The 18,554-nt window shown below is 59.4% G+C and carries 22 protein-coding genes and 1 pseudogene; 15 read left to right on the forward strand and 8 right to left on the reverse strand.

Annotated features, from left to right (window positions below):
• Nucleotides 1–322 precede the first annotated feature (322 nt).
• The 7 genes from NB231_RS01850 to NB231_RS01880 all read left to right on the forward strand — a co-directional run bounded on the left by NB231_RS01850 (nucleotide 323) and on the right by NB231_RS01880 (nucleotide 4,278).
• Nucleotides 323–565, forward strand: a complete 243-nt coding sequence (locus NB231_RS01850) for an addiction module protein (protein ID WP_004999267.1) — start codon at nucleotides 323–325, stop codon at nucleotides 563–565.
• A 1,037-nt stretch (nucleotides 566–1,602) separates the two neighbouring features.
• Entirely contained in the window at nucleotides 1,603–1,725 is a 123-nt protein-coding gene (locus NB231_RS19980) for a hypothetical protein (protein WP_269593330.1), read from the forward strand.
• 266 nt (nucleotides 1,726–1,991) lie between these two features.
• Nucleotides 1,992–2,189 carry a DUF2283 domain-containing protein gene (locus NB231_RS01860; RefSeq protein ID WP_004999268.1) on the forward strand — a complete coding sequence of 66 codons (198 nt, stop codon included), beginning with the start codon at nucleotides 1,992–1,994 and terminating at the stop codon, nucleotides 2,187–2,189.
• Nucleotides 2,190–2,252: 63 nt separating this feature from the next.
• Nucleotides 2,253–2,495 (forward strand): addiction module protein, encoded by a 243-nt coding sequence (locus NB231_RS01865; protein WP_004999269.1) that lies wholly within the window; start codon nucleotides 2,253–2,255, stop codon nucleotides 2,493–2,495.
• Between the two features lie 567 nt (nucleotides 2,496–3,062).
• Nucleotides 3,063–3,656 (forward strand): hypothetical protein, encoded by a 594-nt coding sequence (locus tag NB231_RS01870; protein ID WP_004999271.1) that lies wholly within the window; start codon nucleotides 3,063–3,065, stop codon nucleotides 3,654–3,656.
• Nucleotides 3,657–3,812: 156 nt separating this feature from the next.
• Complete coding sequence (locus NB231_RS01875; protein WP_040661586.1) at nucleotides 3,813–4,052, forward strand: DUF4160 domain-containing protein; 240 nt, start codon at nucleotides 3,813–3,815, stop codon at nucleotides 4,050–4,052.
• Nucleotides 4,012–4,278, forward strand: coding sequence for a DUF2442 domain-containing protein (locus tag NB231_RS01880; RefSeq protein WP_084766196.1), 267 nt, complete (start codon nucleotides 4,012–4,014; stop codon nucleotides 4,276–4,278). Before NB231_RS01875 ends, NB231_RS01880 begins: the two co-directional genes overlap by 41 nt.
• A 397-nt stretch (nucleotides 4,279–4,675) precedes the next feature.
• Here NB231_RS01880 and NB231_RS01885 read toward each other — a convergent pair.
• A pseudogene (locus NB231_RS01885) lies at nucleotides 4,676–5,005 on the reverse strand (transposase); the annotation flags it as partial.
• A gap of 96 nt (nucleotides 5,006–5,101) precedes the next feature.
• Here NB231_RS01885 and NB231_RS20200 point away from each other — a divergent pair.
• Nucleotides 5,102–5,206, forward strand: coding sequence for a poly-beta-hydroxybutyrate polymerase N-terminal domain-containing protein (locus tag NB231_RS20200; protein ID WP_084766197.1), 105 nt, complete (start codon nucleotides 5,102–5,104; stop codon nucleotides 5,204–5,206).
• Nucleotides 5,207–5,276: 70 nt separating this feature from the next.
• Nucleotides 5,277–5,720 carry an OsmC family protein gene (locus tag NB231_RS01890; RefSeq protein WP_004999276.1) on the forward strand — a complete coding sequence of 148 codons (444 nt, stop codon included), beginning with the start codon at nucleotides 5,277–5,279 and terminating at the stop codon, nucleotides 5,718–5,720.
• Nucleotides 5,721–5,791: 71 nt separating this feature from the next.
• On the opposite strand, the gene NB231_RS01895 is transcribed toward NB231_RS01890, so the two are convergent.
• Both NB231_RS01895 and NB231_RS01900 read right to left on the reverse strand, forming a co-directional pair.
• On the reverse strand, nucleotides 5,792–8,647 hold the full coding sequence (locus NB231_RS01895) for an ankyrin repeat domain-containing protein (RefSeq protein ID WP_004999278.1): 2,856 nt from the start codon (nucleotides 8,645–8,647) through the stop codon (nucleotides 5,792–5,794).
• A 416-nt stretch (nucleotides 8,648–9,063) separates the two neighbouring features.
• Nucleotides 9,064–9,618 carry a hypothetical protein gene (locus NB231_RS01900; RefSeq protein ID WP_004999279.1) on the reverse strand — a complete coding sequence of 185 codons (555 nt, stop codon included), beginning with the start codon at nucleotides 9,616–9,618 and terminating at the stop codon, nucleotides 9,064–9,066.
• A gap of 334 nt (nucleotides 9,619–9,952) precedes the next feature.
• Between NB231_RS01900 and NB231_RS01905 the strand changes: the two genes are divergently transcribed.
• From NB231_RS01905 to NB231_RS18195, 5 genes are all read left to right on the forward strand, one after another.
• Complete coding sequence (locus NB231_RS01905) at nucleotides 9,953–13,066, forward strand: intermembrane phospholipid transport protein YdbH family protein (RefSeq protein WP_156776859.1); 3,114 nt, start codon at nucleotides 9,953–9,955, stop codon at nucleotides 13,064–13,066.
• Complete coding sequence (locus tag NB231_RS01910) at nucleotides 13,063–13,311, forward strand: YnbE family lipoprotein (protein WP_004999281.1); 249 nt, start codon at nucleotides 13,063–13,065, stop codon at nucleotides 13,309–13,311. Before NB231_RS01905 ends, NB231_RS01910 begins: the two co-directional genes overlap by 4 nt.
• Nucleotides 13,311–13,646, forward strand: a complete 336-nt coding sequence (locus NB231_RS01915) for a YdbL family protein (RefSeq protein ID WP_004999284.1) — start codon at nucleotides 13,311–13,313, stop codon at nucleotides 13,644–13,646. The genes NB231_RS01910 and NB231_RS01915 overlap by 1 nt, the downstream gene beginning before the upstream one ends.
• Nucleotides 13,647–13,793: 147 nt before the next feature.
• Nucleotides 13,794–14,060: a hypothetical protein gene (locus NB231_RS01920; RefSeq protein ID WP_004999285.1), complete on the forward strand. Its 267-nt coding sequence runs from the start codon at nucleotides 13,794–13,796 to the stop codon at nucleotides 14,058–14,060.
• Between the two features lie 86 nt (nucleotides 14,061–14,146).
• On the forward strand, nucleotides 14,147–14,314 hold the full coding sequence (locus tag NB231_RS18195; RefSeq protein ID WP_156776860.1) for a hypothetical protein: 168 nt from the start codon (nucleotides 14,147–14,149) through the stop codon (nucleotides 14,312–14,314).
• Nucleotides 14,315–14,385: 71 nt separating this feature from the next.
• Here the strand turns inward: NB231_RS18195 and NB231_RS01925 are convergent, their stop codons facing one another.
• From NB231_RS01925 to NB231_RS01940, 5 genes are all read right to left on the reverse strand, one after another.
• Nucleotides 14,386–14,808, reverse strand: a complete 423-nt coding sequence (locus NB231_RS01925; RefSeq protein WP_004999287.1) for a type II toxin-antitoxin system VapC family toxin — start codon at nucleotides 14,806–14,808, stop codon at nucleotides 14,386–14,388.
• Complete coding sequence (locus NB231_RS01930) at nucleotides 14,808–15,065, reverse strand: type II toxin-antitoxin system Phd/YefM family antitoxin (protein WP_004999288.1); 258 nt, start codon at nucleotides 15,063–15,065, stop codon at nucleotides 14,808–14,810. Before NB231_RS01930 ends, NB231_RS01925 begins: the two co-directional genes overlap by 1 nt.
• 223 nt (nucleotides 15,066–15,288) lie before the next feature.
• Entirely contained in the window at nucleotides 15,289–15,519 is a 231-nt protein-coding gene (locus NB231_RS17300; protein ID WP_084766198.1) for a hypothetical protein, read from the reverse strand.
• 190 nt (nucleotides 15,520–15,709) lie between these two features.
• Nucleotides 15,710–16,033, reverse strand: coding sequence for a nucleotidyltransferase family protein (locus NB231_RS01935; protein ID WP_004999292.1), 324 nt, complete (start codon nucleotides 16,031–16,033; stop codon nucleotides 15,710–15,712).
• The gene (locus NB231_RS01940; RefSeq protein WP_004999293.1) at nucleotides 16,030–16,449 is read right to left on the reverse strand and encodes a nucleotidyltransferase substrate binding protein; all 420 of its coding nucleotides are present in this window, start codon (nucleotides 16,447–16,449) and stop codon (nucleotides 16,030–16,032) included. Before NB231_RS01940 ends, NB231_RS01935 begins: the two co-directional genes overlap by 4 nt.
• A gap of 539 nt (nucleotides 16,450–16,988) precedes the next feature.
• Here NB231_RS01940 and NB231_RS01945 point away from each other — a divergent pair.
• Nucleotides 16,989–18,506, forward strand: coding sequence for a flagellin N-terminal helical domain-containing protein (locus NB231_RS01945; RefSeq protein WP_004999295.1), 1,518 nt, complete (start codon nucleotides 16,989–16,991; stop codon nucleotides 18,504–18,506).
• The last annotated feature ends 48 nt before the right edge of the window (nucleotides 18,507–18,554 follow it).

The following is an 18,554-nucleotide window of genomic DNA, read 5'->3' on the forward strand; positions in this document are numbered from 1 at the left end:
CAGGGCGAGAGCGCCCCACCGAACGGAGTAGCGATATGCGGGGGAAGCGCGAAATTAAGCGTCAAGTTGGATCGGAGAGAATGCAACAAACGATGGTGGCTTGACGCCTAATCTCGCGCTCACTTCGTTCGATTCAGTGCCGGCGCGAAGCGCCGCCAAACTGGCGATCGTGCCCCCCATGCGCCGGGGCATTGAGCCCCGACGCACGGGGACCGCTCATCGCCAACTCCGTTAGGCGCGGTAGATAGACAGGGAATAATAGGGGGCAGACCACATTTTATCGGCAGGCAGCCCATGGATAGTTTAGGAGCAGGAGGAGACTATGATGGGAACGCGCGCCGAAGCCATCGAATCTGAAGCACTCGCGCTGCCTGCGGATGAGCGGATGCATCTCGCCCTCCACCTCTTGGAAAGTATCGACTCTCGGCCGGTATCGGATCCCAAGCAAGTCGAGGAGGCTTGGGTCGCGGAAGCCAACCGGCGATATCAGGCGTATCTCAAGGGAGAAGATCAAGCGATCGATGCGGAACAGCTGCTTGCTGAACTGCGAGAAGACGATGGGTGAGGGGTGCGAAGCTCCTCGCGTCGGCATGTGAAGATATTCGTCTGGAAAAGTTCTTTTACCGTAAAATCAGTCCTGCTCTAGCGCGTCAGTTTCAAATTGCCGTAGAGAAAGCAATTGGCTCTGCGGCAGAGTAGCCGTTGGTCATGCAAGTGCTGGAGTTCGATATTCGGCAGTGGCCATTGGACCAGCCAAAACCCGGATAAGTGGAGATCAAAAGCACACACATGAAAACTGCAGAAAATCGCCCTTCCTCCGATCGGGGTGAGATCTCACTTGCGTTATAGAGATTTCTGGTTGGAAGCGGAGATTCAGCTGGCAAAAAATCACCGCTACAGCCAACAACAGCCGACAGAGATCGAACCCACGGACAAAATAGGGGACACCCATTAGAAGGCTCCCTGTGCGCACCAGTCGCACCTGGACAAAGGGGTTATCCTACTCTGAACTTGGATCTCACACACAAAACTATGCAGCATTAGAGCTGCGCCTGTGTATGGGGATAATAACGTATGGCAAGCATCCCGCTACGCGATCTGCCGGCGGCTGAATTCCAGCGTTAAGTGACAAGGAGAGATCGTGGACAACTCTATAGCATTTTCTGTAAATGATGGGGCATTTTAGCTATCCATAATTGTCGGAATTTTCGGGATTGTTGTAATTAGCGGGGTGGTTTGGCTTGGGAGAGAAATATTCACTAAATCACTTTTGGAGCATTTTAGACACATCGAATATCTTCTGCATGAATTGGTTAATAGAAGCTCCAATTACGATATTGCTAACGAGCTAAAAGCAATCGTCGACTGTTGCGTAGACCATAGGGAAAGACGAAACGAGTTTTGGAGCCTCTATGGCCAAATAGTACTGGCTATTTTTATAGTGGTGATTCTGGCAATTTTACTGATTACTAAAACAATAAGCGCTGAAGCTGGGCTGCCTATACTGTCCGCTGTATCAGGATTCGCTATAGCGAAAGGTATTAATTCCAGCAAGGGGCCGGGATATCCTATGAACCCAAGCGACAAACAGCCTCGTGGCTGATGTCATTTAAGGCGCCCTATGAGATCGAATGGCGTTTTTGCGTCGCCTTCGATATCAAGCGTAAACTGTTGGCCAGTCCCTGGTGGGGACGTAAAGGGGATGATTCAGCTATTCAGGCCTGACATCACCAGGATCCCGCCAAAGGGAGTGCACGGTTGAAGTTCACCAAATACTTCGAATCGATCCGGACTCGGCCAGACCGTGCCATCATCAAGGATGAGTGGGTCCACCGCGCGGTGGAGTCGCCGATACATGAAGAAGTCCAAGCAGATGGCCGCATCCGACGGTGGACAAGAATTCAGGAGATGGAAGGGCGGTATCTTCGAGTTGTACTCCTGCCCGACCGAGAGACTGTACACAACGCGTTCTTTGATCGTAGGTTTAAGCTATGAAAGTCAAGTACTTCAAGGACACTGACACGCTCTACATCGAATTTCGAGCGGATGGCATCGCTGAGAGCAAGGATTTGGACGAAAACACCGTCTTAGATATGGACGCCGAAGGTAACGTTTGCGCCATTACGTTTGAGCATGCGAGCACGCGCACCGATGTCAGTCGGCTTACGGTCGAGGGGATCGATAGGTAATAGGGGACAGACCACATTTTATCGGCAGGCAGCCCACGGATAGTTTAGGAGCAGGAGGAGACTATGATGGGAACGCGTGCCGAAGCCATCGAACCTGAAGCACTCGCGCTGCCTGCGGATGAGCGGATGCGTCTCGCCCTCCACCTCTTGAAAAGTATCGACTCTCGGCCAGTATCGGATCCCAAGCAAGTCGAGGAGGCTTGGGTCGCGGAAGCCAACCGGCGATATCAGGCGTATCTCAAGGGAGAAGATCAAGCGATCGATGCGGAGCAGGTGCTTGCTGAGCTGCGAGAAGACGATGGGTGAGGGGTGTGAAGCTCCTCGCGCCGGCACGTGAAGATATTCGTCTGAAAAAGTCCTTTTACCGTAAAATCAGTCCTGCTCTAGCGCGTCAGTTTCAAATTGCCGTAGAGAAAGCAATTGGCTCTGCGGCAGAGTAGCCGTTGGTCATGCAAGTGCTGGAGTTCGATATTCGGCAGTGGCCATTGGATGGGTTTCCTCATGGCGTGTTGTCCAGGGTCGAGCACGATTTCATTCTTGTGCTGGCCATCTTTCATCCCAGCCAAAACCGGGATAAGTGGAGATCAAAAGCACGCACATGAAAGCTGCAGAAAATCGCCCTTCCTCCGATCGGGGTGAGATCTCACTTGCGTTATAGAGATTTCTGGTTGGAAGCGGAGATTCAGCTGGCAAAAAATCACCGCTACAGCCAACAACAGCCCTGTCTCCTGACCAAGGTCTCGCGCCAGGAGGCGCTGAATTTCCAGAAGACCATCATGCAGAAACGTCAGGCCATCAAATCGGGCGGTCCGCCAACAGCAAAGGCAGGAACAGGCCGCTGCCGCTTCCGTCCCGCTCAAGGTGGCCAATATTATGGAGCGCTTGATCAGTGGCGACTCGGTGGCCCATGTCTCGTTGCATGGTGTCAAGCCGGGCATCCCCTACGTCGATGCCAAGAAGTTGATGAGCATCCGGTTCAGCTATAAGACAGCCATCGGCGGCGACCTGATCAAGGAATTCGGACTGATCGGTCGTGATGTCAAACGCTATAAACGAGCCGCACGCCGCGACGGCGGTCTTATCAAGATCAAGATCAAGACCATGGACAAGACCGTCGGCCAGGTGAAGTACATCGAGCACTTCACCGGCCCGATCGACCTCAACGGGCTGCGCAGCCGGCTGACGGAGAGGTTCGGCAAACCCGAGCAGTTCAAGTTCACCGGCAACGGCATCCGCATGACATGGGCGGACGGCGGCATGAATTTAGTGATCAATCCGGCCAATAGTGTGGTGCTGGAGCGCTATAACCCCTATAGCAGTGACTACAAGAGCTCGCTGATCGTCACCATGTGGAGCGACGACTACAAGGACTACCTGACCGCGGCTGAGAAACGCTGCGAGGGACTGCGCAACAAACCCATGAGCGAGCTGAGCGTGCAGGACAAGATGGATATCATGCAGGGCTAGCAAGAACTAGGGGGATTCTGATTATGCCGGTGATACTTGGAAAACGATGGCCCGGAAATGCCGCGGAACATCTTAGCGCCAGCACATAACGAGCCCAGACAACCGACGCCGCAAAGCAGCGCGGCAGATGGACGCCGTTATATGCAAGGAGCGTAGATGAGCCCTACAGTATTCAGGGAGAAAGGATACCGGTTCTTCTTTTTCTCGCGGGAAGAGCCGAGGTTGCATGTACATGTTGTGTCGGGTGATGGTGAGGCTAAATTCTGGCTGGAGCCAGAGCTTCAGCTCGCACGGAATTACCGTTACAGCAGGCAGCAGTTGAAAGAGATCGAGTCCCTAATCGAGGATCACTACAATGAGCTTGTCCGCGCGTGGCAACGCCACTTCGGCAGTTGAGGTGACAAACATATCCAGCCATGGAGTCTGGCTGTTGGCACACGACCGAGAGCTGTTCATGTCGTACGAGGAGTTTCCGTGGTTTAAGGATCAACCAGTCAGGGCAATCCTGCGTGTTGAGGAACCGTCGCCAGGGCATTTCTACTGGCCTGATATCGATGTGGATCTTACTGAAGAAATCATTGAGCACCCAGAGCGGTTCCCGAATAAGGCAAAGAGCACATAATCGGGTAAGGGCTGACGTTTAATCAGCCCTCCCCACACCACCCGGCAGCACGGGAGGCCGTCGAGGGGCCGGGGTCGGACCAGCGTAATTATTTGATAAATCAAGGAGGCTGGCAAAATAACGCCTGTATCACAGCTTAAACGGACCATCGTTCCATTCAAAACGCTGTTCTAAGGAAGGAACTCAATGTCACGCGCAAATCGTCATTGGCTCTCCGGTCATGTCTGGGAAAAGGGAACAGATTGGGTCGGATAGAACGGTCCCTTTTCACCCCGGCCACTAGTGTCCGGAAAAATACCAGAATAAATTTAATTTTTTATCTAAACCTGAATCGTCGAGATCGTGTCGATCGTGGCATCGCGACACTTGATGCGGCGCAGCTTCTGCGCGGGTAGCGCTGGGCGGAGTAGAGACGGCGAAACCGGAAGTTGGCCTTCGCGCGAATCACGAAGAAGGCGCCGGCGAGCGCGAGTCGGTAGAGCCGGGCGAAATCCAGGTGGCCGCGACCCATAACGTAGAGTGCCCCGGGCTCTGGGATGAGCAGATCGAGCGCGTTGACGTCGTGGAGTTTGCCCTCGGCGATGTGGATGAAGGTGGGGATGTTGCCGCACAGATCGAGCAGCGTGTGGAGTTTGACCGCTGCTTTGGTCCGGCGAAACGGCGCCCAAGGGAACACCGACAGGCACAAGTCGATAGTCGAAGCGCCGAGAGCATAGGTGGTGTTGCTGTGCAAAAGCATCACACCTTGACTCAGGTCAATGGTGCAATGCAATAAATCAGCTAAGCTCTATAGACCATACTACCCAGAGGCTATGTCGTGCTCATGGCGGATACCGATGCGCATAACAGCATAGATCGGATGGTCCATGCCTTGATCGGGCGGGCTACCCTGAATCTGTCACCGGCGGCGCTGTTATTGACAGCGTAGTAACGCGCCATATAACAAAAAGGCAGCGCGGTGTTCACGGCACAGGCGAACGGCACAGGAGAAATGAGCCATGCAGGAGTTTCCCCATCACTACCGAGTTTCCGCCGCAGGTGCAACGGCGGGCACGGTCAGGGTCTCGGCAGCGGAATTGCCGGCCCTGGATACGATGCCGCCGCCCCAATACGGTGGCGAGCCCGGTCACTGGTCTCCCGAGACGCTGTTGGTTGCCGCCGTCGCAGACTGTTTCGTGCTCGCTTTCCGCAGCGTGGCGCAAGCGTCCAGGCTGGAGTGGGAGAGCGTGCGCTGCGATGTCGAAGGCACGCTCGAACGGATGGATCGTGTCACGCTGTTCACGCATTTCGAGATCAACGCCGAGCTGCGGATTGGCGATTCGAGCAGTCGGGGCAAGGCCGAACGCTGCCTTGAAAAGGCGGAGCGAGCCTGTCTGATTACCAATTCTCTGAAGGCCGAAACAACACTCCAGCTTCAGATCGAGATCAGCGAGTCCGGATGACATCCGGGCCGCTACGACCCATCCCATTACACAAATTTGAAAAGCTCCGCAAAATCATATGCGTTGATTTTTTATGTTTTGAGGTCATCGGCCAGTGATGGCAACCTTCTGCGGAAATCCTCCAGCACGAGTTCACGGCGCCTGTTGTATGTGCGCAGCTGTTCGGGTCCGTACCAACGCGCGGTCTGTGCCGCAAGCTCGTCGTCGATCCGGGCGATACCCAAATCCTCCAGCGGGAACCGCTCATGGAGGGCGAGCCATCCCTCGCCATGCCGCAGCTTGAGGGTTGGATTGAGCACATAGTGGCCACGCTGCAGCCGTAGGAACAGCTTGCGGTTGTAGCGATCGTCGCGGCGAAGCTCGTTTTTAGCGAGCACGCCGGAGATGTACGGGCGGCGCTTGCGCCGCGCCGGCAGTACCCGCTCGGGCAGCGCGGCGACCCAACGCTCGATGTCTTGTGCAGTGTAACCGGCACCGACACTTTGGGCCGGGCCGAGATGGCGATAGAACATCACCTGGAACAGTTCGAGCAGGAAGGTTTCCATCAGCCGGCGGTCAAGCTTCACCAACCGCCCCACCACCTGGACGCCGACGCTGGCCGGGGCCAGCAGTGGGTAGAGTTTGGGCAGGCATCGGCGGGCATAGCCCTCGTCGATCACGGCTTGTTCCAGGGCGAAGTGCAGGGCGGTAAAGCCATTGTTGGCGGTCAGCGTCGGATCGGCACCGCGTTCGATGAGCTGCGCCACCAACCCAGCATTGCCAAGCCGTGCTGCAATCATCAGCGGCGTGAGGTTGAACGCAGTGCGATGATCGACACCGTAGCGCTCCGTGTCCTTGAGCACCGCCGTGGGATTGCGCATCTCATAGCTCATGAAGCGGTTGCGGTGGAGTTGGCGAACCGCTTTGGATTCAGGCTGACAAGCGGGCTTGAAGCCGACCTCGGCGAGCGCGTTCAGGGTCGGTCGGTGATGGTGGAGCAGGGCGTACTCGAACACTTCGAGGCGCTGTTTCTTGCCGCCGCCCTCGAGCGCCTGCTCACGCGATACCGCAAACTCTTCGCGGTCCAGCACCGTCCATGGCACCGGCTGCTCGCCCAAAACCTGCTCACGAATCGCCTGCGCCTGCTCCTCCTTGCCCTGGAGTTCGAGCCGTCTGGCCTCACGTTGCCACTCATCGAGCGAGGAGTCATCCTGTTCCAGCGCGAGCTCACCGTCGAGGCGCTCCAGGCGCAACAGCGCCAATGCCGGATGGGCTGGCTGTGACTCCATCAGGTAGACATTACGCATGGCACGGGTCACGGCCACGTAGAGCGCATTGATGAAGAACTTGTAGACTTCCAGCGACTTGTCGCGCTTGTCCCGGGCGCGGCTGTAGGCAAGTTCCTCTTGCTCCAGGGCGGCCGGATCGACGCCGGCGGCGATCGCGCGGAACATCCGCGACTCGCTGCTGACGACGTTGTAAAGGATGACACTCTCGTACTCGAGGCCTTTTGCCTCGTGGATCGAGAACACCAACGGTGTCCGGAACCAGCGGCGGACCTCCGCCTTTTGCTCTGGGTGGAGCACGATCACGGCGAAGCGGGTGGAGCGTGCGGTGCGCGTGTCGAGCTCGCGCTTGACCGCGTCGGAATCTTCGAGCAGCTGCACGCGACCCGGCTGATCGGCAGCGCTGTGCACCAGGTAATTGCTCTCGCGGTCCACCGAGCCGAACCGCGCGTGCTTGAGCTTGAGGATGCGGTTGGCGAGCGCCGTAACCACCGCCGCATTACGGTAGTTGGCTTGCAGGATGCGCACGACCTCACCGTGGCCGACCAAATCGCGCTCACGGAAAAACAATGACTTGACACTGGACCAGGAGAAGAAATTCGGATGAACAATCTGATTGGCATCGCCGCTTAGCAGAAACTGGCCGGGCTCGCGCAGCGTGCGTAGGATCAAATAAAGCTGAACGTTGGTGATGTCCTGCACCTCATCGACCACCACGAAGTCGTAGGATGCTTGCACTCGGGCGAGGTGACGGTGGGCGACGAGGTTAGGGTCGTAGAGTCCCACCTCGTCGAGAAAGGTGAGATAGCGCTGGAAGAGCGCGTAGACCTGCGCTCGTTCGGCTTCCGGGAAAATCGACTGCTTGACACCGAGCTCGAGGTATTCATCCCGCGACCGCCAGCCACGCTCGGTTACCGGTCCGGTGATCACGCCGCGGAACTCCTCATAGAGCTTGTGCGGGTCGTTTAGGCCGCTGCGCTGACGGTGCCGCTGGAACCAGGCCTGGAAATCCCGTTGCGTGATCTCGCGGCCTTCGGGAACCTGGATGCTCTCCAGCAACTCGTGGAAGGATAGGAAATCCACCGACTGGTCGGCATTATCGTAACCGTGAGCGTAATATAGATCGCGCGCGTTGGTGACAAGATACGGTGACAAACTCACATAGAGCACGTCGCCGATGGTGAGCTTTAGCTTCTCGAGCACCAGCGCCGTTTTGCCACTACCGGCCGAGCCGATCACCACCAGCGGCGGCGGCGCCTCGTAGACCCGCTGCTGCTCGTCATCGAACGACAGGATCTTGTCGAGCAGGTGGAACCGCTCGCGTTGCGGATGGAGGTGATCGAGGGCCTCGGTTGGTGCCTCCTCGGGCGTGCTTAGCAACGGGATCTTTTCCTCGTCGATTACTGCACCGCCGGCCAGAAAGCGTGAATGCGCGTAAGCGTGGTTGCGGATGTGTTCGAGGAGCAGACAGCAGGTCTCACCATCGTGGCGATACAGCGAGAATAGCAACCGATCGCGCTTGTTCAGTCGGGCTCGATAGAGATTGTCCCCGATCTTGCGCACATCTGCCTGCCGGAAGTTGCCGGCCTCGAGAGTGGTACGGAGCTTGTTGAAACCGGGAATGGTCGCCGGCGTCAGATCGCTGTAGAGCAGAACGCGCATCGGTCTGGTTTTGCTGTCTTCTTACATTAATTCCAAAAGGATAGAGGGGAACCGTATCACTCAGTGCGGGTGGTACCAAATCCCGATTATTGCGTTTTAACCTCAAGCACGGTGGCTGTGCAACGGCGACCCCGGTGCATCGCGCCCGACCGGGATCGACGGCGGTCGGCTTGCTGCACAGAAAGCGCTTCGGTCGTGGCAGGAATATGACGAGACTGGTTTGCATCCCGTCCTGGAGAACCCATTGCCTGGCTAATACCGGGCGCCGACGAAATAAACTGGCGCGCTGCGCGGACTCAGATCGGCCGGCGGCCGCTGTCTGCCGGCGTCATGGTACGTGGTATTGCCTCATCCAAACAATTGCTGTGCTGAAAACTTCTAGCAGCCCTGTACCCATGCGGGTCTTGGCCTCTTCTCTATGCAACGGTTGATTGGGGGCCCGAACGGCGCCAGGGCTTCGCCTTCAGTGTGGTGGCTCCAGTGATGAACGGATTGAGAAAACCATCACCGTCACCCTGAAGTTCGATTCCGGCGGTGTCGAGATCCCCAATGGGGATTTCATAACGGAGCCCGGCGGTTAAAATCCTCTCCTTCTCGGGCTGCGAGAAGATCGCGTATTTGAAACCTACGGCGATGTTGGCGAAGCCGTCCTCATCCGGAAGCGTCTTGTCGAAATTGATATTGGCATAACCGTCCTTGGTCGCAATGAAGGCGAGCCGTTCGGTGAGCGCCAAGCGCAGATGCAGTGCCATGACATCAATATCCCCGCCCCGGGTGACGAAGCCGTTGGGGATTTTCTGATGAAAATAGATAGGGCGGATTTCGGTAGTGATATAGGGCGACTCGTTGAAAAGCGGGTTGGTAAGAGGTGAAACGTAGCGGCTATAGCCGCCCTTACCGAGCGATCCATGCAGATCCAGCCCAAAAAACTTTCCATCCGACTGCCCAGCGAAAACACTGTACCAAGGCAATATAGCCCCAAAGAGTAACAATATTGTGGTGCGTGCCCATTTTCTTGTTCGCATGCTGCGGTGTCTCCGATCATGAATTTCCCGGAGACACTCTAGTGGTCATCGGCGGGCCGGAGTTGACCCAGATCAACCGAATGTGCGTTTTTCAGTCCGCAAGAGAGGGCCTGAGTACGCCAATGCTGAGCGTAATCCGCGGCGTGCGTGTCGAACGTCGGGTACGGCACAAAAGCAGCGGTCCGATGCCGGTTTCGATGACTTCGGCCAACGCCCCGGATGTAAGCCGATTGCCGCTCGGAGCACGCCTTGGTGATTGGTCCAGCCGGGCGCGAGTGCTTTGGTCAGTTCCGCACAGGCCACTAACGTCGTGCAGCGGTTCCGCATAGCGTTATTTTTCCTGATCGGCCTGGCGGCGCTGTTTGGCGCAGCGCTCCTGACTGCGCCTTACGCCATCGATTTTTTCGGGGAGCGCGTCTTGCGCTCGGCGGGATTTGCCAATGCCGAAATAGGCGGTGTGGATCTTGCCTGGAACGGTGTGCGGATCCACCGGTTGCGCCTTGCCGGCGACCAGCGGTTCGTGCTGCGCGATATCGCCGTTCATTTCAGTTGGGAAAGCCTGTGGGCCGGGCGGGTGCGGCGGCTGTCCATCTCCAGTGCGCGGCTTGAGGCGGTACTCGGTCCGAACGGGGCGCTGCAACTGCCGGGCCTCACGGCGCAAGCCGGGGCGCAGAGCAAGGGTGATGCCGCCGGTACCGGCATTCCCATCGACGCCATGACCCTCGGCACCGCCACCGTGCAGCTTGCCACGCCGGCCGGGGCCGTCGAGCTCACCCTGAAACAGGCGCACGTGCAGTTTGAAGGCGCATCGATCCGCCTCGACTCCGCACTTCGGGTGCGCCACGCCGCAGGGGCAGCGCATGGGCATTTGCAAGCCACGGCACACCAGCCGGGCGGGCCGGTCTCGCTCCGTCTGGCGATCGCCGACGGTGAGATAACCGCGGCGCAGGGGCATCTTGCTGGTCTTCACGGCGAGGCCCGCGTGGGGCGCTCGGCCCAAGGGTCTGTGGCGGCGGCACTCGACCTGACGGCAGCGAAGGCCGCTTACCGCCGGACCGTCCTCGGACCGCTCAACCTCTCCGCACACCTGAAGGGCGAGCAAGTGCGCTACCGCCTCACCTCGCCGCCGGCGGAAGCCGTAGCGGTCGATCTCGGCGGAACGGCGGATCTGAAAACCCGGCAGGCGACGCTGGAGGGCCGGGTGCGACTGCCCTCGCTCGCACGCCTGCCGCGTCTTAAAGCGGAGGGGCGCGCCACGCTCACCTCCAAGCTCGCGCTCGATTGGGGGGTGAACACGCCGTGTTTGACCGGTCGGCTGGCCTTGGAGGGGCGGGCGCTGATGTTGGAGGGATTCATGGAGAAAGGGCGGCTGCAGCTTGCCGGCGCGATCGACGCCACGGCGGAGCGCATTGTGCTGACCGCCCGCGCCCCCTGGACGGCGGAAGCTATTTTGACATCCAGTTTGTTGCCGCGCGCGTTGCGCTCCTACGCGGGCGATCGCCTGCGGCTGCGGCTCGGCCCGCGCGAGCCCGCCGGGCCAATGCATCTGACGATTCACCCGGCCACGGGCCGGGCGGTGTTCGCGGCCGCCGCCACGCTTGCCGTAGGAGAGACCCGGCTGCAAGCGGGCGCCGTCTTGCGGTTGCAGCTTAAGGAGGACACTGTTGTGATGACGGCGCAGCCGTTGACGCTCTCGCTCGATGCGCTGCGGCTGGCCGGTCTCACTGTCGGCCTCGAGGGCTTCAGCGGGCGCGCCGCATTCAACTCCGACCGGAGTTGGCGGCTCGAGGGTGCCGGGCAGCTCACGGCCTCGGGCGACCTCGGCCCGGCAACGCTGGAGAGCGGATGGCTCGCCTGGAGCGGTCGCCTCGAAGGCGACCGTGCGGAGATCCGCATGATTCCGGCGCAATGCCTGCACGTGGCCGCAAAGACCGTAGCCATGAACGGCCGAGGGCTCGAATCACTCGAACTGCCCTGCCTTGCGCAAAAGGGCAAGGCGCCGCTGCTGCGTTATGCGTTCGGACTGAGCCGTTGGTATGTCGCAGTCGCGAGCGCGCGCGCGCCGCTCGATCTGCGTATCCGCGCGGCGGGGAAATCGCACTCGGTCACGGGGCGATGGCCGGCGGCCATGATCCGTGGCCAAGGCGGGGCGCAGGGGCTGGACGATCTGCGGATCAGCCTGCGGGACGGCACGCTGCGGCTTGCCGAGGCGCAGCTCGCCGCCGAAGGCATTGCCGGTACGCTCGTCCTATCGGACGGGACGGTCGAAACGGCGAAGCTTACCGCCTCCGCCGTTAAGAGCCTCGCCCAGCCCGCGCTGTGGGTGCCGCTGCAATTCGAGGCGAGGGGTATTCGCAAGGACGGCGCGCTCGCCTTCGATGCGGTGCTCTCCGATGCGCTGGGCATTGTCGTTTTCCAAGCCAAAGGGCAGGCCGAGGAGGGGAAAGCCCAGGCCGCGCTCACCCTCTATCCCATCCAGTTCATTCCGCAGGCGACCGAGCCCGGCGACCTTTCACCCGCCCTCGGGGCGTTGGCGAACGATATGACGGGCACGGTCGCCTTCGGCGGTCGATTGGCCTGGGACGGCCAGTCGCTGAAAAGTAGCGGCAAGCTGCGTCTGGACGAATGGGCGGCGACACTGGCCGGCCTGCGCTTTGCGGGCTTGGACGGAAGGCTTGCGTTCGCCTCACTGGCGCCGCCCATCACCGACCAACTGCAGACGCTGCGCCTCGCCACGGTGAATATCGGCCTGCTTTTGACCGACGGCCGTGTGCGCTTCGCGCTGCTACCGGATGGACGCCTGCGGGTGGCTGAGCTGGCCTTCGCGCTCGCCGGCGGGCAACTCAGGGCCGAGCCGTTCATATTGGATTTATCCCAACTCGATAATATTCAGATCACCCTGTATGCGAGGCAAGTGGATCTGGCGGAAGTGGTTCGCATGAGCGGCATCGAGGGTGTCGAGGCCAAGGGAGAACTGACCGGGCGGGTGCCGATCTCGTTCGGCCGCGACGGCCTGCGCGTCGCCGGCGGGCGGCTGCAGGCGGCGGGCAGCGGCGTGTTGCGCTATGTGCCCCAGGAAATGCCGGCCTTCCTAAAAGGCGACGATCTGCGCACCCGTATGCTGCGCCAGGTGCTGCAAAACTTCCAATATAGACAGCTTTCGCTCACGCTTGGGGGCGAGGTGGGCGCCGAACAGCACCTGCATCTGCAGGCGCGCGGCGCCAATCCGGATTTTCTGGAAGGCCATCCGGTGATACTCAACGTGCGCGTCAATGGCCCGCTCGTCAGCGTCGTCAAAAGCGCGCTCGGCGGCACCGGCGCCAAGGCACTAGAGCGCCTGTTCAAGGACTCCGAACCACCGAATCTGCCGCCGCAGGGAGAGAGGAGGCCATGATCCATCGTTTGAAATCGGGCGGCGCTCTGCTGCTGGTGCTCGGCACGCTGCTCGGTGGCTGTTCGCCCACGGTGAAGCTGCAAGCGCCCGACGAGCCGATCCGCTTCGACGTCAATATCAACATCACCGAGCAGAAGCGCCTGCAGATCGATCAGGAGCTGCTCGAGCTGATCAAGCGTAACCCCGAGCTGTTCGGCGTCACCCCGGAGCAGCTGCCGAATGCGGCAACAGGGAGCGAAAAATAATGCGCGTACTCAAAATTCTCCTGCTTGGCATCGCCGTGATCGCGGCGGCGCCGGCCGCGCTCGCGCAGCCCTCGTTGGCCGAGGCCAAGACCCAGGGGTTGGTGGGCGAGCGCCTCGACGGGCTAACGGGCATCGTTACCGGCGAGCCCTCGCCTGCAATCCGCCAACTCGTCGAGCGGGTGAACGAACAGCGCCTAGCCGAATACCGCCGGGTCGCTCAGGAGACCGATGCCCCCTTGCCGGCTGTACAAGCCCGAGCCGGGCGTCAGATCATCCAGCGCCTGCCCAAAGGCCAGTATTTCATGGACGCCGCCGGGCGCTGGCGGCAACGCTAGCCGGGGCCTATCTTGGCAACGTCCGGTTATTCATAGCGGAGCTAACGCGAACGTGTCTTGGCGAGGCTCCTGGTGCGCCGATCGAATTGAGCCGCATTGGTTTTCCCTTTAATCCGCGGGATCATCGAAGGTCAGGAGGGAACCCGCATGCTGGAATTGAGCGTTGGCGTGGTGCTGATGCTGGCCGCCGCGCTGGTGGGTCTTTTCCTCGGTACGCGGCGCTCGAGCAAGACCAAGGTCACGGCCAAGAATGGCAGTGTCGGGGTCGGTGGCGATGCCAACGGGCCGATCATCGTTACTCACACCCGGGGCCCAGCGGGTGTGCAACCCGGTTGGGAGCGGGGGTTGATGATCGTCGCGGCGGTGGTTGGCATGCTCGGGTTTTTGCTGACCGTCCGGAGCCTGTTGAGCTGATGCCTTGAAGGCGTTGATCGGCAGAATTGTGCGCAGCGTGCGGGTTTGGGCTTCGCACGGCAGCGCCGGCGCGGGGAGAGACATCATTGAAGCTCATGCGCCGTGGCTCGGGGTTGGAGCACGCGGCTCCAGACTCGAATATGATCGGCGACCGTCTGGACGATTTCATCGGTTCCTGGAGCGCTGAGAAAGCCGCAGACTTCGATAATGCGGTAGCGGTATTCGAGGAGATCGATGCGGAACAATGGCAGTGAAATTGCTGCTGGACACCAATGCGTACTCTGCGCTTACGCGTGGCGAGGCATTGCCGGTTGGCACCTTGCCGCTATTCTTCTCCCCATGGGTTAAATACCTCAACGCCTGTAGGCTCGAAATCGGCCACGTTCCGCGTCACGATCGCCATTCCATGAACTAGCGCGGTTGCCGCTATGAGTGCGTCTCGGTCCGATGGCCGGTTTGGCACATGCAACTTTGCGCAGCGCCGGGCAACGGCGGTATCGACGGCGAGAATGCGCTCGGAGAATGCTGGCAACACGTAGTCGTCGAGCCATGTGCGGAGCATCTTCCCCTGCAATGGGTCGCGGCGCTCGATCAGGAGCACCCCCATTTCGAGCTCCAGGATGGCAATGGCCGACAGGTACAGGCTGGTTGCCGATACGCTTTCACCCCAGGCTTTGACGTTCTTGTTCGCCTTGCCCGCTTTCGCTTTTCGCAACTCGGAAACGATATTGGTATCAAGCAAGTACATCAGGACAAGTCCGCCGGCCGATAAAGATCATCGCTCAAGCGGGGCGGCTCGAATTCGATGTCCGCAATGCCAGGCATAGCTAGCGCCTCAACGAGGCTCGCCTGATTGCCCGTGATCCGCTGGTACTCCTCAATGGTGAGCAGCACATGCGAGGCTCGGCCGCGGTCGGTGATGAACACTGGGCCATTCCTAGCCGCTTTCTTTGCCCGACTGGCATCCCGATTGAACTCTCGGCTAGAGAGCGTGGTGATACTCATGCTGCGCTCCGGCTTGCAATGCAAGTAGGTACGTTACTACAAAATGTAGCTCCGCAGCAGCAATGGGACGCATGTAACATCACGGCCAAGATTGTCAGGTCCCGTATCATTGCGGACGCCAAGTCGCCATCCGTCCAGTATTGTAGCTAATGCATCCGGACAAAATCCTGAACGTCGGCGAGGATCGATACCTCTCCGGAACGGTGTGGTGTCGCCGAATTGTTTACCGCTCATGGAGAGTGTTTCGAGGAACGCGTTGACCGCCAAAGTGGAATCCTGCATCAAGCACCGCGAGCGCATGACATTTAGACTGCTCGTACTGTTCGGATTTCTCGACGAGATCGGCCAGCTCATCCGCAAGCAGCCGGCTTACGGAGGTCGAGCGCTTGGCGGCAATAATCCGAAATTTCCTCAGTAATTCCTTGTCGAACGATAGCGTAATGTTCTGTTTCATGAGCCCAGCCCCGGGTTGCACGGCGAAACGTGTAACACGTAAATTACGTGATCGATGACGACCACTCGCCCGTTGTCATTCTCGGCATCTCTCGCCCCGGCACCAACCCCAGGTGTCAGCTGGACCGTATCGCCTATCCTGGAGCGATCAAAGGGCGGCGCCGCGCCAAGTCTGGAAACGCCGCCGGGTTTCATTCCGCGCTGTAAATCGGGACGCCGACGCGCGCGATATGCGCCAGCAGGTTTGGGTTGTCGATCATGTGCTTCAGCGAGAGGTCGACTTTCCATGGCAGCAGAAGATCATCGATCTGCGCATCCAGTTTCAGCAGATCTGCAACTTCCAGTGCTTGGCCCTCAAGGCACAGGTCGATGTCCGACCCTCTGCGATAGTTACCTTTGGCCCGCGAGCCGTACAGGATGACGCGCTCAATCCGCGACCAGGCACGAAAAACCGCCTTCAGTTGCTCCAAAACATGAGGGGGCAAGCCGGAAGGCTGTTTGACGGCGCCGGTCACTTTTGCCTCTCCAGCTGTTCCATGCGCTTGAGGAACTGCACAAAGAGCTCCCGATACCGCTCCGTGATGCGTCCAGCAATTTCCGCAGCGATTCGTTCGTTGTATGCGTGCACGCTCCGGTTGCGGCTCTGGATCGTTTCCATCCATCCTTCGCCGTCTTCGATCAATCCCGTGCTGAATGCCTCGCGTATTGCATCCCTGGACCCGGTGATTGTCGTATTGCCCTGGTAGATGAAGTAATCCTTCATCACTTTCCATGCGAGCTCGTGGGTGAACTCGAAGGCCTGGATCAAGCCCTGGCGCTCCAATTCGGAAAGCGGCCTTGTCCGTGCCAGATCCACCGCATTGCTGATCTGGGTCATCGCCTTTCGGTAGTTCGCCAGGCGCTGCTTCCAACGGATATCCAACTCGCTCATCGTCGACAGATTCACCTAAGGTAGGGTTCGTTCACTCCAAAACGCCCGGAGCGGGCTGACGGGCTGTTTGCCATTGTCGTTCAGTGGAATGGCCGTGTCGATTCCGTTGTTGTCGTTGAAGAGGCGGCGGTAAATTCCCCCTGGCAGCGGGTTGCCGCTTCTGCAAGCGCCGTTCCCGATTATTTAAGACGAACTGGTCAGAATCTAATCACGCTGCAATACGTGTTGCTATTGCGCCGTACGATCTCCGCGTCGCATGGTTTCAATAGTGAAAACGGCGGGCGATGACGATCATCGGCACGCTGCGGATAAACGTCGACTTTAACAATGAACCCGCGCCCGACACCCAAAAGACCGATTTGGGTTATTCGCGCGGTATGGGATACGAGTTCTGAGCCAAGCGCGGTTGCGCGGCTCGGGTCTGCTAAAGATTTGTCGGGGCCGACCGTTACAGCACCTGAGGATACTGGAACACACCGCCGAGTCCCCTGGCATAACGGCACGACCGGCGTGCATATATCGGAGCAAGGAGTTTAAGCATGCCCCAGATAATCAACACCAACATCGCCTCGCTCAACGCGCAGCGAAATCTCGACAAATCGCAGGGCGATCTGCGCACGTCCTTGCAGCGGTTGTCCTCCGGCTTGCGCATCAACAGCGCCAAGGACGACGCCGCCGGGCTCGCTATCGCCGAGCGCTTTACCTCACAGATCAAAGGCCTGAATCAGGCAACGCGAAATGCCAACGATGGCATATCGCTGGCGCAGACCGCCGAGGGCGCCCTGGTGGGGATCAATAACAACCTGCAGCGCATTCGCGAGCTGTCCGTGCAATCCGCGAACTCCACCAACACGGCTGCAGACCGGGAGGCATTGAACCAGGAAGTCGCACAGCGTATCGCCGAAATTGACCGGATCGCCGCTCAGACCGCATTCAACGGGCTAAAGGTTTTGGACGGCAGCTTCGGCAACTCGCAGTTCCAAGTCGGTGCCAACGCAGGTGAGACAATCTCAGTCAACCTAACCCAAGGTGTAAGGACCAACCAGATTGGCCAGATTGCCCAAGGTACGTCGACGGCGGAGGTAACCACCGCCGCCCTGTCCGGCAGCGGAACGGTTCAAATCGGTGGCGGGGAAGTGGCAACGATCGGCGCTTCTGTGGCGGGGACGGCCGCGGGCCAGAACGTAGGCAGCGCCTACTCCAAGGCGGCGGCCATTAATGCCGCCGGTGTCGCCGGGCTGACCGTTAGCGCCAAAAACAATATCGAACTCGCTATCGCCGACACCACCGGCACGGCAGGTGGCGATACCTACAGCTTGCGTATCAACGGCACGGATGTCTATGCGAGCTTCGATCAGCAAGCCAATGGCGTGCTGACCACGCAGCAGATCGCGGACGCCATCAATTCAAGGACCACGGATACGGGCGTGGCCGCGTCGTTAAGCGGTGCAAACTTGCGCCTAAGCGCGGCCGACGGGCGCGACATTATTATCGGTCAGGATTTGGGTGGCGCGGCCGGGGGCGGCATCACAGCAGGCGGTGGCGGGTCAACCACCGTCAATGGCGTAACTTTCCGTGACGGCACAGTCGGTACAGTGGCAAATGCGACGGCCACCAGCACTGATGCAACTGCGGTCAACGGCGGAACTTTAACGTTCACCTCCAGCGATAACATCGTCCTTACCGGCGACGGCACACTGTATGGCTTTGCGAACGCCAATAACACCATCGCTAAAGATACCACCACGGTCGCCACATTGGACATCTCCACGGTCAATGGCGCCAATGACGCCTTGAACCGCGTGGACTCGGCACTCACTACCGTGAACTCGTTGCGGGGCACACTCGGGGCCACCCAAAATCGGTTCGAATCGACTATCGCTAATCTGAGCACGAGCTCGGAGAATCTCTCCGCGGCCCGGTCACGAATCCAGGACGCGGATTTTGCCCAGGAGACGGCGGCCCTGACACGGGCGCAGATTCTGCAACAGGCCGGCACTTCAGTGCTGCAGCAGGCGAACGCTCTGCCGCAGAACGTATTGAGCCTGCTGCAGTAAAAGAGGCGGGCATGGAGGCGGGTGCCGGAATGCTATCCGGCACCCTGC

This window comes from Nitrococcus mobilis Nb-231 (genome assembly GCF_000153205.1).
Taxonomy (GTDB): Bacteria; Pseudomonadota; Gammaproteobacteria; order Nitrococcales; family Nitrococcaceae; genus Nitrococcus; species Nitrococcus mobilis.